This window comes from Alkaliphilus transvaalensis ATCC 700919, from assembly GCF_000621485.1.
GTDB lineage: Bacteria > Bacillota > Clostridia > Peptostreptococcales > Natronincolaceae > Alkaliphilus > Alkaliphilus transvaalensis.
The window spans coordinates 87889-103172 of the sequence record NZ_JHYF01000009.1; the positions used below are offsets into that span (position 1 = coordinate 87889).

The 15284-nt window shown below is 34.0% G+C and carries 15 protein-coding genes, 1 riboswitch and 1 other annotated feature; of the genes, 5 read left to right on the top strand and 10 right to left on the bottom strand.

The features are described 5' to 3' along the window. The first annotated feature begins 552 nt into the window (after positions 1–552). The gene (locus T335_RS0107970; protein WP_026477075.1) at positions 553–741 is read left to right on the top strand and encodes a hypothetical protein; all 189 of its coding nucleotides are present in this window, start codon (positions 553–555) and stop codon (positions 739–741) included. Positions 742–793: 52 nt separating this feature from the next. Here the strand turns inward: T335_RS0107970 and T335_RS0107975 are convergent, their stop codons facing one another. Beyond that, positions 794–1489, bottom strand: coding sequence for a 4Fe-4S double cluster binding domain-containing protein (locus tag T335_RS0107975; RefSeq protein WP_026477076.1), 696 nt, complete (start codon positions 1487–1489; stop codon positions 794–796). A gap of 312 nt (positions 1490–1801) precedes the next feature. On the opposite strand from T335_RS0107975, the gene T335_RS0107980 reads away from it, so the two are divergent. Both T335_RS0107980 and T335_RS0107985 read left to right on the top strand, forming a co-directional pair. Next, entirely contained in the window at positions 1802–2014 is a 213-nt protein-coding gene (locus tag T335_RS0107980) for an alpha/beta-type small acid-soluble spore protein (RefSeq protein WP_026477077.1), read from the top strand. 210 nt (positions 2015–2224) lie between these two features. Continuing rightward, positions 2225–2767: a DUF4364 family protein gene (locus T335_RS0107985; RefSeq protein ID WP_026477078.1), complete on the top strand. Its 543-nt coding sequence runs from the start codon at positions 2225–2227 to the stop codon at positions 2765–2767. A 36-nt stretch (positions 2768–2803) separates the two neighbouring features. Here T335_RS0107985 and T335_RS0107990 read toward each other — a convergent pair whose 3' ends face one another. From T335_RS0107990 to T335_RS0108020, 7 genes are all read right to left on the bottom strand, one after another. Continuing rightward, the gene (locus tag T335_RS0107990) at positions 2804–3742 is read right to left on the bottom strand and encodes a YncE family protein (protein ID WP_026477079.1); all 939 of its coding nucleotides are present in this window, start codon (positions 3740–3742) and stop codon (positions 2804–2806) included. Positions 3743–3853: 111 nt separating this feature from the next. Continuing rightward, complete coding sequence (locus tag T335_RS0107995; protein ID WP_026477080.1) at positions 3854–4084, bottom strand: hypothetical protein; 231 nt, start codon at positions 4082–4084, stop codon at positions 3854–3856. Positions 4085–4151: 67 nt separating this feature from the next. Then, entirely contained in the window at positions 4152–5453 is a 1302-nt protein-coding gene (locus tag T335_RS0108000; RefSeq protein WP_026477081.1) for a bifunctional folylpolyglutamate synthase/dihydrofolate synthase, read from the bottom strand. 113 nt (positions 5454–5566) lie between these two features. Next, positions 5567–8227, bottom strand: a complete 2661-nt coding sequence (locus T335_RS0108005) for a valine--tRNA ligase (protein ID WP_026477082.1) — start codon at positions 8225–8227, stop codon at positions 5567–5569. 11 nt (positions 8228–8238) lie between these two features. Continuing rightward, the gene (locus T335_RS0108010; protein ID WP_026477083.1) at positions 8239–8433 is read right to left on the bottom strand and encodes a hypothetical protein; all 195 of its coding nucleotides are present in this window, start codon (positions 8431–8433) and stop codon (positions 8239–8241) included. An 88-nt stretch (positions 8434–8521) separates the two neighbouring features. Then, positions 8522–8743: a binding site (T-box leader), on the bottom strand. Positions 8744–8826: 83 nt separating this feature from the next. Continuing rightward, the gene (gene pgsA, locus T335_RS20175; protein ID WP_051569200.1) at positions 8827–9393 is read right to left on the bottom strand and encodes a CDP-diacylglycerol--glycerol-3-phosphate 3-phosphatidyltransferase; all 567 of its coding nucleotides are present in this window, start codon (positions 9391–9393) and stop codon (positions 8827–8829) included. A gap of 172 nt (positions 9394–9565) precedes the next feature. Then, a complete protein-coding gene (locus tag T335_RS0108020; RefSeq protein ID WP_026477084.1) occupies positions 9566–9886 on the bottom strand; it encodes a DUF7678 domain-containing protein in 321 nt (106 codons plus the stop codon). 141 nt (positions 9887–10027) lie between these two features. Between T335_RS0108020 and T335_RS0108025 the strand changes: the two genes are divergently transcribed. Together T335_RS0108025 and T335_RS0108030 are read left to right on the top strand one after the other, a co-directional pair. Continuing rightward, the gene (locus tag T335_RS0108025; RefSeq protein ID WP_026477085.1) at positions 10028–11029 is read left to right on the top strand and encodes an ABC transporter substrate-binding protein; all 1002 of its coding nucleotides are present in this window, start codon (positions 10028–10030) and stop codon (positions 11027–11029) included. Between the two features lie 322 nt (positions 11030–11351). Next, positions 11352–11415: riboswitch (Fluoride riboswitch) on the top strand. A 74-nt stretch (positions 11416–11489) separates the two neighbouring features. Next, positions 11490–12662 (top strand): cation:proton antiporter, encoded by a 1173-nt coding sequence (locus tag T335_RS0108030; protein WP_026477086.1) that lies wholly within the window; start codon positions 11490–11492, stop codon positions 12660–12662. A gap of 149 nt (positions 12663–12811) precedes the next feature. Here the strand turns inward: T335_RS0108030 and T335_RS0108035 are convergent, their stop codons facing one another. Both T335_RS0108035 and T335_RS0108040 read right to left on the bottom strand, forming a co-directional pair. Beyond that, on the bottom strand, positions 12812–13891 hold the full coding sequence (locus T335_RS0108035; protein WP_026477087.1) for a GerAB/ArcD/ProY family transporter: 1080 nt from the start codon (positions 13889–13891) through the stop codon (positions 12812–12814). Positions 13892–14125: 234 nt separating this feature from the next. Next, a complete protein-coding gene (locus tag T335_RS0108040; protein WP_026477088.1) occupies positions 14126–15283 on the bottom strand; it encodes a Ger(x)C family spore germination protein in 1158 nt (385 codons plus the stop codon). Between the last annotated feature and the right edge of the window lies 1 nt (position 15284).

The window sequence follows — 15284 nt, forward strand, 5'->3', positions numbered from 1 at the left end:
AATTGAACACAAAAAGGCCGTAAATGAACTGAACCTTCATCTACGACCCAATGAATACTAAAAGCACTCTGTTTGAGGAGTTAGAATAGGAAAAAAACACTATCAAATATACGAAGTGTAATATTTTACCATATTCTAAACGTAAAAAAGCCGTGATAAACACGGCATATTTAACGTATGTTTTGGCCTATGTTCTTAACAATTTACTAGAAGGAAAAGAAGTTTCTTGACAACCTTAATAAACCTACCTAAAATACATTAGGTGGTGGAAAACTCTTTTCTTTCTACTATTAAATTACTTGTTAAGAACGACCTCTAACATAAAACAAACTCCCTTTATTTCAATTTTAATAATACAATCTTATTATAGTATTATTCTGCTAAAACTGTCAACTTATTTCTGGAATTTAACCCCAATTATATTTGAGTTTTTTTGATCCTATAAAATTGTGATGAAAAATGAAACCCTTATATTTCATGTTATGTTTTCCTTTATACTGCTAAAACTATTTAAGACAAGTTATTGTCAATCCCATGAAAGAGGTGATTTTTATGTCAATCCGCAAAAGTTCGTGGACAAACATCCAAGGTCATCGTGTTGAAGAAGCAGCTAGAACCTATAAGTACGAAGAGCGACACTTTCATAGGGAATCTAAATCTCAGCAGGCTCAATTACAGAGTAAGCACCAACATGGTTTTAGAAAAGATGTCAAAACTCCGATAGGTCATAGGTTAACATAGGGTAGCTTTACCCTATGTCTTTTTTTAATAAATATAATGATGTTTTTATTAATTATCGTCTTAACACGTTATTCCCCTTTGGACACACCTTCAAACAGATGCCACAAACAGAACCTCTACCTATTTTTTGATATTGTTGATGCATGTGGTTACTACAAGCTCTAGGATCAAAGATCTCTTTTCTATCCATACCAGGTGTCCAAATAGCACCCTTTAAAGCTATTGCAGGACAAGCCTTTACACAAGCATTACATTCTCCACACTGGGACGCTTCTATCGGTTGATCATATTCTAATTCCATATTAGTTAAAATTGTCCCTAACCTTAATCTAGGGCCAAATTCTTCTGTTACAAGACAGCAGTTTTTTCCTATCCAGCCGATTCCAGCCCTAGTAGCAGCTGTTCTATGGGGAAATAAACCTTTAAAATCCCATCCTTCTTCATTAATGGATTGGGAAGCAGGTATAGCCATAGCTAGGTAACCCCATTGTTGTAATAGGGTTGTGATTCTTAGGGTTACTTGATCTATAAAAAAGTTTACAGTTCGATAATGATGGAAATAGGTATGGGTTGGGCCATCTTTAATATCAATATCACTAATAATTTGGTCAGATAAACGAATAACAATAGAAATACCACTTTTTAGATGCTGAAATTTCTCTGGTAACAGATCGTCTAATTTGCAAAATCCAACTTTTGTTACGCCTAAATCTAATAGGATTTTTTTTAGTTCCTCTTGTTTTTTCATTGGTTTCACCTCTATCATATTATATCAGACTCTAACTCTAGCTTCTATCCCTATGGATTAAATGTATTTTTTACTAATCCTAAAATTAAAATAAAAGTTAGCGATAAGAATATTAGAGGGCATTTAAAAGTCTACTGTTACAAAATAAAAGATTTAGACCATCTATTTTGTTATTTATATTCCATAATTTATAATGGGTTGAAATAACTTCTAGCATATAACAAGCCTAATCTGGAGAAATTATTATTAATACAACATAAGTTGTATTTACTCACCATAAAATTTGATAAACCTTGAAGGAGGCGGAATGATATGGCACGAAGAGGAAATCGTATAGTTGTTCCAGAAGCTCGTCAAGCTCTTGATCAAATGAAATATGAGATCGCCAACGAGTTAGGTATGTCTAATTATCAACATGAAGATAAGGGGAACTTAACATCTCGTCAAAACGGATATGTTGGTGGATATATGGTTAAAAGAATGGTTGAGTACGCAGAAAAAAATATGAGTAATGGCAACTCATAATTAAAAAGCTTTAAAAAAAGAAGATGCTGATATGATTCAGTATCTTCTTTTTTTAGTTTTTTGTATAGTGTTTTATCTTTGTGTCATGATAATAATGTATTAATTCTCAGGTAAATTAATTATTTTTTATTTATTATCTATATCCCTCTTTTAAAAATGACTAAAATGGATTAATATATAATATATGAGATTTTGAAAGAAGGTGGAGAAATGTTTGTGAATTCTTCCCAACAATTAGCTGAAAAAAAATTGCTATTACTATATATATTTCAACAATTAGAAGCTCCTGTCACCCATTCTCAAATGACGGACTTTATTCTTGAAAACGAATTGTTGAATTATTTTATTTTCCAACAATTTCTTGCTGAATTAAAGGATTCAGGTTTTATTTCAGAGGAAGTGAAGGAGAACGAGCAAATTTTTAATATAACAGATAAGGGAAAAGATACACTTAATTATTTTATTAAAAGAATACCACAAAAACAATTAGATAAAATAAATACATTATTAAAAACGGCAAAGGAAGACCTAATTAAAAAGTCTGAGGTAATAGCCGATTACATTAAGGTTAAGGATGGTGAATTCGTAGTTAACCTAAAGGTAGTTGAGAATGAAATCCCTATCGTTAGCCTTAGTTTAAATGTTGCTACTAGTCAGCAGGCTAAGTTAATTTGTGAGAATTGGAGAAACAATACTCAACACATTTATGGTACTATCATAAATTCACTAATTGAGACTCCAAAAAAAGATTAATTGATTGATTAATTCAGTCTAAAATAAAGGGCTAGATTATATTATAACTATACTGGTGGGTTCTTTACCCACTGGAATTGTTTTTATTAGACTATTTTTTTTACAGCTAATCACATTAATCTTGTTCTCTTGCACACTACTTACATAAATTAACTTTTTACGATGATCTATTTCAATACCATGGGGCATTTCACTTACTTTGACAGTTCTCAATAATCTATCATTTTTTAAACAATAAACATATAACTGATTTAGATCAGAATCAGTTATATATAAGGTTTCATTTCTAAAGTCACTAACTACTTCAACAAGCATTCTGCCCAGAGATACTTCTCTAATAAGCTTCATATTTTCAATATTGTATATCTCTATTATTCCTTTTTTATCGTAATGATAGTTATAATTAACTACAAATAGCAATTTTCCATCTCTGCTTAATTTTAAATGCCACGGGTGATGTTTTACCCTGTGGGATTCTTTTTTTTCATTTGATTGAGTTGATATTTCAGTAATCGTTTTTGCATCCCGATTAGCCACAAAAATCCTCTCTTGATCCTTAGACATAACCATACCATGGGGCATTTCATCTGTAGGAATTTGTAATAACGTAGAAAAATGATTTAAATCAACCACAGTAATGCTGTTTGAATCAGAGTTTGCCACATAAATAGCATTATATTTTCTACAAAGCACTACTTGACTTGGGCAACTTCCTACTAAAATGGTATCGATAACCTCTTCTTTTATTAAATCCATCTTACTTAGACTGTTATTATAAGAATTCGTAATATATAAAAACTTCAAATTTGAGTCTAAAGCGATATGATGGGGGCCCATTTGATGGTTAGGAATAAATCGCCCAATTTTATTTAAAGAAATTCGTTTTACTTCCCTCCCCATCGTGACATCAACAATGGAAATGGAATCATCAGAAAAATTAGAAATTATTAAATTTCCCTGTGATAGATAATTCATTCCCTCACCCCGTTATCAATATTCACATCATAATAAGCTATCAAATTACAAATCTATATATCTATTTTATGATGACTTTATGGATGTGTGATAACCGACTAGAGATTTAATTCATTCCTCATAATCTATAGGATCGATTGAGAAAACCATTCGATTAAACATTTCTTTTAAATTTAGAGAAAGATCCCTTGCTTTAGCCTCTCTAAACAACTGGTTTAAATAATTAATTTGAGTCTCATCACTACTTTTAGTTTCATTTAAAGCTCTACTTACCTTTATAATTTCCGCTATTAGTTTTTCATTTTGCCATTTTTTATATAACCTAAATTGAATTAGCTGCATAAAAACACCTCCCTAACCTACTCTTTACAAGTATATTTAAGTTAGGGAGGTTGTATACATTTCTCGTCTATTTATTTAGTTGTCTAACATATTTTCTAGCTTCTCCGATCATATATAAGGAGCCTGCACATAAAATAGCTTCTTGTTGATCTGTAATTTCTAATGCTATTTTTGTTGCTTCAGGAATTGTTTTTCCAATATAAAGGGCTTTATTATATTTTTTTAGCTTCTCAGCCAGCACTTCTGCCTCCATAGCCCTAGGATTATCTGGTTCTGTGATCACTACTCGATGCACATGGGGAATAATTAAATCTAAATAACCTTCCACATCTTTATCTGCCAACATTCCGATTACTAATGTGATGGAATAATCTTGTAGTAATGATTGAATACTCTTCTTTAAAGCTTCAGCCCCATGAATGTTATGGGCCCCATCAATTATTGTTAAGGGGTCTCTTTTTATGATTTCCAGTCTACCTGGCCATCTTGCTTCTTTTAGTCCTTTAAAGACAGCTTCATCACTAATCTCAACATTATATTCATGCTTTAAAGTTTCTACCACTGCCAATGCAGAGGTACTATTGTAAATTTGATGAATTCCTGCCATATGAATTTCTAAATGATTATAGGTTTTTCCAAATATATCGACAGTATAGGTTTGCTCTTCTATTGTACTAGAATGTATTTCTAACTTATTAAAGTCTACCATTAACATTTCACTATTTTTTTCATGGCAAATATCCTTTAAAACTTGAGTTGCCTCGTCGGCCTGAGGATAAACAATTACATGGCTATTTTCTTTAATGATACCACCTTTTTCAGCTGCTATTTTTTCAAGGGTATCTCCTAAAAACTGCATATGATCATAACCAACAGGTGTAATGACTGAAACAAGAGGATTTTCAACTACATTGGTAGCATCTAATCTACCACCTAAGCCCACCTCTAATACAAGGAAATCTACCTCTTCTTGGGCAAAATAGTAAAAACCAATAGCTGTCACTACTTCGAACTCAGTAGGATGATTCCTTCCTTCTTCAACCATTTGTTGTATTTTTTCTTTTACCAATGAAGTAATTTCTGCCAAACGCTCTTCTGGTATATTCTCTCCATTAATTTGTATTCTTTCAGTAAAGGTTTCTAAGTATGGCGAAGTATATAAACCTACTTTATAGCCAGCTGCCTTTAAAATGCTATGGGTCATAGAGGATGTAGAACCTTTTCCATTTGTTCCTGCTATATGGATAATATTTATGTTTTCATGGGGATTACCTAAAAGTTTAAGAAGATATTTAATATTCTCTAACCCTAATTTTGCACCAAATTTATATGTACCGTGAATAAAGTCTAATGCCTCTTGATAATTCATTTTTCCACTCCATTCTATTAATATATGATTTCATTTGCTTCTTTCATTTTATCATATCATGCAGTTTTGGGGTACAAAAAGGTAGTTGAGTTCCCCCAACTACCTTTTATTATTTATCCTCTATTTTGTATTGAAATTAATCTTTCTAAAACAGTTTTTAACATTTGTTCAAACTTAATTTTCTTTTGCTTTTCTTCTTCTATTAAACTTTCTGGAGCTTTCGATAAGAATCCTTGGTTAGATAGCTTCCCATCAACCCTTTTAATTTCTCCTTCTAATTTCTTCTTTTCCTTTTCTAAACGCTCTATTTCCTTTTCGAAATCTAATAGATCATCAAGGGGAATAAATAGTTCTGCTCCTTCTACTACAATTGATACTGCATCCGATGGGATTTCATCCTTATCCGATAAAATTTGAATTTCAGAAACTCCTGCTAATGTGGTAAAATATTGGCTACCTTCATTAATTGTATCAATTACAAGGTCATTTGTTGCAACTACTTGAAGTTTTGCTTTTCTTGAAGGTACAACATTCATCTCTGCCCGAATGTTTCTGATATTTTTTATAGCACTCATAATCATAATCATTTTTTCTTCTGCTTCTTCTTGGTAATAGGTTTCATCATGTTGTGGCCATTGAGCTACAATAATATGGCTTTCTTTTGTTGTTGGGATACTGCCCCAAATTTCTTCTGTAATGAAAGGCATAAATGGATGAAGTAATTTTAGTATATTTTCTAAAACAAAGGTTAACGTATATTGGGCAGATTTTCTCTTAGCAACATCTTCTCCATAAAGTCTTGGCTTAACTAGTTCTATATACCAGTCGCAATATTCGCTCCAAATAAAGTCATAAAGTTTTCCTGCTGCTAATCCAAGTTCAAACTTACCCATATTATCGTTAATATCTTTAATTAGATAGTTCAACTTATTCATAATCCAATGATCTGCCATACTAAAATCTGCTTTTACTTCTTCTAACTTTGGTTGTTCTCCTTCATCTAGATTCATTAAAACAAATCTTGTTGCATTCCATAATTTATTCGCAAAATTTCTGCTAGACTCTAACTTTTCAATATGGAAACGCATGTCATTTCCTGGAGAATTACCAGTTAATAAAGTAAATCTAAGGGCATCTGCACCGTATTGACTAATAATTTCTAAAGGATCAATTCCGTTACCTAAAGACTTACTCATTTTTCTTCCTTCAGCATCCCTTACGATACCATGGATAAACACATGTTTAAAAGGCACTTCCTTCATAAACTCTAAGCCTGAAAAAGCCATTCTAACTACCCAGAAGAAGATAATATCATAACCCGTTACTAAAACGTCTGTTGGGTAGAAATAATCTACTTCTTTTGTTTGTTCTGGCCATCCTAAGGTTGAGAAGGGCCATAAAGCTGAACTAAACCATGTGTCTAGAACATCTTCGTCTTGCTTCATAGAACTTCCATTACACTTCCCACAAGCTTCTGGTGCAGTTTTTGATACAATCACTTCACCACAGTCTTGACAGTAGTAGGCCGGAATCCTATGTCCCCACCATAATTGTCGTGAAATACACCAATCTTTTATATTGTCTAACCAATGTAGATAGGTTTTAGCATAACGCTCAGGTACAAACTTTATTCTACCATCCCTTACAGCATCTATGGCTGGCTTAGCCAATGGCTCCATCTTAACAAACCATTGTAGGGAAGTCATCGGCTCTACTACAGTATTACATCGGTAGCATTGGCCTACATTATGGTTATGTTCTTTAATTTTAACTAATAGACCTAATTCTTCTAAGTCTTTTATGATTTGTTTTCTAGCATCATATCTACTTAAGCCTTCATATTTTCCACCCTTTTCGTTAATGGTGGCATCATCCTTCATTACCACAATTTGAGGAAGTTCGTGTCTTAATCCTACCTCGAAATCGTTAGGGTCATGGGATGGGGTAATTTTAACTGCCCCTGTACCAAATTCAGGTTCTACATAATCATCTGCAATTACAGGTATCTCTCTATTCATTAATGGCAATATTAGAGTTTTCCCGATTAAATGCTTATATCTCTCATCATCTGGATTTACTGCAACAGCTGTGTCTCCTAGCATTGTTTCGGGACGAGTTGTGGCAATTTCAACAAATTCATCACTATCCTTTACAGGATATTTGATATGCCAGAAGTGTCCTGCCTTTTCTTCATGCTCTACCTCTGCATCGGAAATTGATGTTTTACATTCTGGACACCAGTTAATGATTCGGTTCCCTCTATAGATTAGACCTTTTTCATATAGGTTGATAAACACTTCCGTTACGGCTTTACTTAAGGTTTCATCCATTGTAAAACGTTCTCTAGACCAATCGCAAGAGTCACCTAATTTCTTCATTTGCTCTACAATTCTACCACCATATTCGTCCTTCCACTTCCATGCTCTATCTAAGAAACCTTCTCTACCTACGTCAAGTTTTGATAAGCCCTCTTCTTCTCTGATTTTTTCTACAACCTTTACTTCTGTGGCTATACTGGCATGGTCTGTTCCTGGTTGCCATAGGGCTTCATAACCTTGCATTCTTTTCCAACGTATTAGAACATCCTGTAGGGTATGGTCTAATGCATGGCCCATGTGAAGCTGTCCTGTAATGTTTGGTGGTGGTAATACAATGCTATAGGGTTTTTTATCTGGATTCACTTCAGCTTTAAAGTAATTATTGTCTTCCCATTCTTGATAAATTTTGTCTTCAAACTCTAACGGATTATAATTTTTTGGTAATGTCTTCGTCATATGTATCCCTCCTAAAATTTAAAAAGTCTTCTAAAATCAAATTTTATAAACCTAATCCCTTCTAATTCCCTAGGGAAGTCGCTATAGAATAGGATTACAACCCCAATCACAACAGCAATCAAACCGCCACCTTTAATTGAGGGTTTATTATTTCCATATCCAATTATTGCTCCAACAATTAATAAGATGAGACCTAGATAAAACAACTATTCCCCTCCTTAATGCACCCTTTATCATACAACTATTTTTCCCATTAATCAGTAACAATACAAAAAAATAAAAAACCTTCATCCAAATAAGGACGAAGGGTATTTTCGCGGTACCACCTTAATTTCTATTTTCATTTAGAAAACAGACTCTCTAACGGATTAACGGTCCCCCGTCTGTATCTACTGTTGTTCAATACAGAAGCTCCAAAGCTACCTTCAATAACCTTTACACCGAAGAACCTTTCAGCCGGTGGATTCTTCTCTCTTTAGGGCAGTATTATTTACTCCTCTTTATCATTGCTGATCTAATATTAATTTGTTTTATTATATGTTTTTAAAATAATTTTACACAGTTAATTTAAAACTATTATATAGGTTTTAATGAATTTGTCAAGATATTTTTTCATATTCTCTTTCACATTCTTTTTCATATTCGTCTTTTTTATTGACTATTTTTAAACCCAGGTTTACGTACTTAATAAAAGCAATTGCTGTAACTGCTACTGCAACAATTACTAAAAACCCTCCATATACTGGTTCGAAGGCTTTCCAAATGATGGCGATGTAAAAAATGACGGTTGCTAATTTACCTAATTTATTTGCAGGTAATACCGTCTTATCTTTTCTTGTATATAAAAGTAGACCACCGATTACCATCAAGGTTTCCTTTAATGCTACGATAATAATAACCCATGGAGGCAAGATTCTTTTGATAGTGAAACAAACTAAAACTGTTAGGAGCATCAGCTTATCTGCTAGCGGGTCCATAGCCTGCCCCCACTTTGTAATTAATCCATGCTTACGTGCTAGATACCCATCTAACATATCGGTAATGCCCGCCACTACGAAAATTACAATTGCTAAGATAATGTTATTGGGCGAATCTGAAAAAAATACCGAAACAAAAAAGGGTATTAATAAAAATCTACTGGCTGTTAAAATATTTGGTAGGTTCATAGACTCCCTCTTTTCATTCCCCAAAATTATTTTCTTTTGTTTGCTACTTCCAGAAATTCTTAGAGATTAAATTTGTCGAAGTATGGAAGCTTAATAATAATACCTTACCTATATAATACCATTTTTTCCAGTAATAAAACAGCCCAGATTTTTGTCGAATTTTTCAACAATTTTATTTTACAAGCTTTATTGAATAAATTCTATCTAGATACTCTACCAATTCTTTGATCATAGCTTCGTAGCTACTATTAAAAACTTCCCACTTTCTTCTGTAATTGGCATAGATTAAACGCTTTGTGTAGGCCGACATTGGAATGTCTTTATAAATACACAATCTAGAAATTCTGCCCTTCCCTTCTTCTAGGTCATACGGATTGATACCATAATCTACTTCTTCTTTATGAACTAGGGCATACCAACTGAAACTATCTATCTCACCTCTTATGTAGCCATATCGATTCTTACCATGAGAAATTTTTATATTCCAAGCCATTAAATCCCCTCCACATGCTTTTCCTATATTTTCATTGTATGCCTATTTTTATATTACTATTCATTGTCAACAGTAACACTTAAAATTTACAAGAATATAATGGATTATATGTTAATTATTTTAATCGTTGGAGGGATTGCAATGAAAGTAAGAAAAGTATTATCTTTACTATTTGTACTAGTTCTACTTACATCTTTATTCTTGACAGGTTGCAGGTCTGATAAAGGTCTGACTCGAGTTAGAGTAATGGAGGTAACCCATTCGGTATTCTATGCACCTCAATATATTGCCCTTTCTGAAGGATTCTTTGAAGAAGAAGGCTTAGACGTATCCTTAATTGATGGCCAAGGAGCTGATAAGGTTATGGCTGCTCTTTTAAGTGACCAAGTGGAAATTGGTTTTATGGGACCAGAAGCTTCTATTTATGTATATAACCAAGGAATGGAAGATTACGCAGTTAATTTTGCTCAATTAACCCAAAGGGATGGTTCTTTTATTGTTGCACGTGAACCAATGCCAAACTTTACCCTTGAAGATATGAGGGGTATGGAGATTTTAGGTGGTCGTAGAGGCGGTATGCCTAATATGGTTCTTGAGTATGTTCTAAAAAATAATGGTTTGATTCCAGGTGAAGATATTAATGTTAGAACTGACATTCAGTTTGGTGTCATGGCGGGGGCCTTTGCCGGTGGTGAGGGTGATTATACAACGTTATTTGAGCCTACAGCCTCCATGATTGAAAAAGAAGGAAAGGGTTATGTCGTTGCATCAGTCGGAGAAGAAAGTGGATACATTCCTTATACAGTATATAGTGCTAGAAAAAGCTATATAGAAAAAAATCCTGCTGTAATTCAAAGCTTTACCAATGCAATTTATAAAGCCATGTTGTGGGTAGAAGAGCATTCAAGTGAAGAAGTTGCTAAATCTTTACAACCCCATTTCGCTGATGCTGATTTAGATATTTTAATCTCTGTTGTAGATCGTTACAGATCTATTGGTGCGTGGGCGCCAGATCTAATGATGACAGAAGAAGGTTTAAATCGATTACAGGACGTTATGACCGAAGCTGGTGAACTTAATAATCGAGTTCCTTATGATAAGATCGTAAATACCGAATTTGCTAAGAAGGCAATGGAAAAATAGTACACCTTATAAAGACATAAAACCTCCTGAGGCGAGGATTAACCTGTGTTTTGGGCTACTTCTCCTTTTGGAGGTTTATTTTATTGTAATCTTCAACTTTATGTACTACTTCGATATCTTTTGAAGACACTTTGTATATTTGGTTTTGAACTTATTTATATCATTAAGCATATCTCACCCCATTGGAACATTATAGAAGGTCTACCTCTATAGTTTATTATGCACGGTAAATATTTTTATTATTAATAATCTAATTATCCTTGTAATTACCCTTGAAGATTTTGGTAATCTATGGTACTATTTATATGTAGATTTTAATTTAATATTTAGCGGTGATGGAGTTCACCCTAACCATTGCTTATGCAATTAATGACTCCTACTTAAATAATAAATTTAGGTAGGAGTTTTTGTTTTTGCTTAAAAGGTGACACTATTACTATAAAAGATAGGAGGATTTTATATGGCTTTAAGTCTTGCAACAATTATTGTTTTAGGTCTTATTTTTAGTTGGATTTTTGAAAAACTTAAACTACCTGGTCTATTAGGGATGCTGATTTTAGGAATTATGATGGGTCCCTATGGGTTAAATTACATTAGTCAAGAAATTTTAGTAATATCAGCCGATCTAAGGAAGATAGCTTTAATTATTATTTTACTTAGGGCGGGTTTAGGTCTAAATAAGGCCACGCTAAATAAAGTTGGTGTTCCAGCTATTAAAATGAGCTGTATTCCAGGAATCTTTGAAGGACTAACAATTATGATCATTGCTAGGTATCTTCTAAGAGTTTCTTTTGTAGAAGCTGGCATTCTTGGCTTCATTATTGCAGCTGTTTCTCCAGCTGTTATTGTACCCCAAATGCTGGACTTGATAAATCGGAGGGTAGGAGAAGAAAAAGGAATCCCAACCTTAATTTTAGCAGGTGCTTCAGTAGATGATGTTTTTGCCATTACTTTATTTACCACTTTTTTAGGTCTATATGGCGGAAGTAACATCAACTTATTTAAACAACTCTTTAATATTCCCCTTTCCATAGCCCTTGGTATCCTACTAGGTGCATTATTGGGGCTTTTAATGGTATTTCTCTTTAAAAAATATTCTATCCGAGATACAAAAAAGGTACTAATTATTTTAGGAGTTGCAATCATGTTCTATAGTTTGGAGGCATTTCTTGAGGGAATTATTCCAATTGCAAGTCTACTGGGAGTTATGACGATAGGGTTTATCCTTTTAGAAAAGTATCCAGAGGTAGCCAATAGAGTAAGTAGTAAGTTTAACAAGATTTGGGTATTTGCTCAATTGCTATTATTTGTACTGGTTGGTGCTGAAGTAAATATCTATGTAGCTATTGATTCTGGACTAATAGGATTGCTTATAATTGCTGTTGGACTGATGGCAAGAAGTGTTGGTGTGTTACTATCTGTTGCTGGAACAAACCTTAATCGAAAAGAAAAATTCTTTTGTGTCATTTCTTATGTTCCAAAGGCAACTGTTCAAGCTGCAATCGGAGCTGTGCCTTTATCAATGGGGGTTGCTTCTGGCGATGTTATCTTAGCTATTGCAGTATTATCTATATTAATTACTGCTCCATTAGGTTCGATTGGTATTAAGTACACAAGTAAAAGATGGCTATGAGGTTGTGCCACTTTATAGACACCCCCATATATCGCTAGGGGGTGTTTCCTTTGGACTAAATCACACAGGAAAGGTAACAATGGCAGAAGTTTTTAAACATATGAATTGTGATACGATAAAAGCTCCTGTGGTGGAAAGCTACCTTAACTTTATAGGGAGCGAGTTTTATTGCCCTTTAAAAAGCTAATAATAAGGAGCATTACAGGTATAATTATCTGAAAAGGAATAGAATAAAGAGGCCATACCTCAATTGCCCATCGAAGCATTTCAGCGATATTGGTATAAACCCATATACTTAAACCAACTATTAACACACCCATGGGATAAACGAATACCCTATGGTCCTTCGACTTAGTCAATTGGGCAATACCCATAACAGCTGCAAGATAGCATACACAAATTTTCGTTCCTCCGGTTACATAAAATATCACCCCGATAATAGGATCTAGGTTAAGCCCCGGAATTCTTTTTGTAGCAAGATGGGGAGGAAAAATTTTTCTTTCGATTCCCGTCTCTCCTAAAACCATAATATCCCTAAAAATTGCCACCAAAAGTAGAGCTCCTGCCAAAATAAATCCTGTAATAAAGCTTCTTTTTATATCCTTTCCTTTATTAACATAGGGAAAAATCATAAAAAAAACTACGGTTTCTCCAAAAGGAAAGGTAATAACAGAAAGAGAGGCATTCAATACTGGAGTGATACCATTCGGTAAGAGGGGCAACAGGTTTTTAAATTCCATATAGGGTATTAGTATCATAGAAACCCCTAAATTAAAAATAAAGGTAAAAGGAACAATTAGCTCTGCTGTACGACTGGTTACCTCTAAGCCGCTCTTTACAGAGTAGGCAACAGCCAAAACTGACAATATTATCATAAACCAAAGAGGAGTCTCTGGTAAACTGACGGTTACAACATACTCACCAAAGTTCCTCAATACTAGGCTTCCAAGGTGGATAAAATACCATATGTAAGCAATGGAAAGAAGATTACCCACCCATTTCCCCAACAAAATTTGATTAATTTCCACCAGGGTTTTACCAGGATGTCTCTGATATAGAGTAAGATATAAGAAAAACAAAAGAAAGCCTCCAAGCCACCCTAGTATATAAGCGAGCCAAGCAGCTTGTCCTGCCTGACTCCCAGGTACAATAATAACTGTACTACCTAAAATAAATCCTATCAGAAGAACAGTAAATTGATAGGAGGATATTTGTATCTGCTTTCCCATAAATCATCACCTCTTAAAAACAAGATTTATCGCTTTTTCTATATAGACCGCTGGCGAAGCTACAGGAAGATCCTGCATAATAATATAAGTAATGCATATACCCAGAAACAATATTATGATATAACTGAAGATAACTGATTTATTTTGCCTTTTTATTAGAAAGGGTATATCGAATAATGTTGCAAGCAAGATCAGCAATAGAACAATTAAAAATCTAAAGATAACAATCACCCCTTATTCAGATGAGGAGGGAGCTAATATTTGTCCGGTTCCTCTAATCTTTGCCTCTACTTCAATTTCAAAAGGAGAGTTTACAAAAATATCATCCCAATCCTCTTTGATTTCTTCCCAGAGCTTAGGGTATTTCTTATAGACCAGCTGTCCGAAGCCAAAAAAATCTATCCCAAACTGATTTTGAGCAATATGAAATATTTCAGTTACCTCATGGGTAATTAATTTTTCCTTCTCCTGTTCTAAAAACCTAATATCCTTTGCTTCTGTTTTATCAATGATACCCTGCTGTCCCCCTATATTCCCTTCTTCTTTAATGGATACCTTTAAAATAATTTGGCCATCTCTAACCTCTACATCCATTTTCGATTGAGTTCGTATCGTTTCTAAAGATACTAGTTTTTTGGGATCTTCATTATGGGGAACTACTAAGATAAGACTCTGTAGATCTCCTATTACCCATAGGTATCCCCGTGTTTGATAAGGGTTTAAAAATCCTATCAAATGCTCTCCAGAAAAAACTGCTGATCCTTGGGTACGAAGTTCCTTTACGTATTGGGGATGCTCTGGTCCTCTTTTAGTAATAATACCCATAACCAACTGCTTACCAGGGGTGTTGTATTCTTCTAAAAGGTCCAAAAGAACCATATCCCTTGAAAAGCCAACAGCATCATTATTTTCTAGGGTATTAACAATATGTATGGCTGGAAGGGCTTCATAAATACTTTCGATCTCTAATAGTTCTTTAGCTGATATATCTTTTGTGACAACAATATTAGCTTGCCTTCTAAATTCATGGTCCCGTTCCATAAAATCAATCAGTTTTTGGATCCCATGATTTGCAACACTTTCGCCAAAAACGATGAGTTGTATATGTCCAATATAAACTTTTTGACTAGTTACGGTGGATAGTTTCCTTATGGCTTCAAAAAAAGTTGGCCCAACCTCTGTATAGGTAACGGTAGCATTTCCTTCTGTTCCCTCCAGACCTAGCTTTCTAGGCACCACTGCTTGCACCGTTACCTGAAGTTCTTCATCCTCTGTTATATCTATACCTAGGGCAAGGGCAACCACTAAATCATTTACTTCCCTTCGATTCCAACAACCAGTAAAAGTGATTACTTGTACGATGACCATCAATAGTAAAAATGCTTTTTTCATT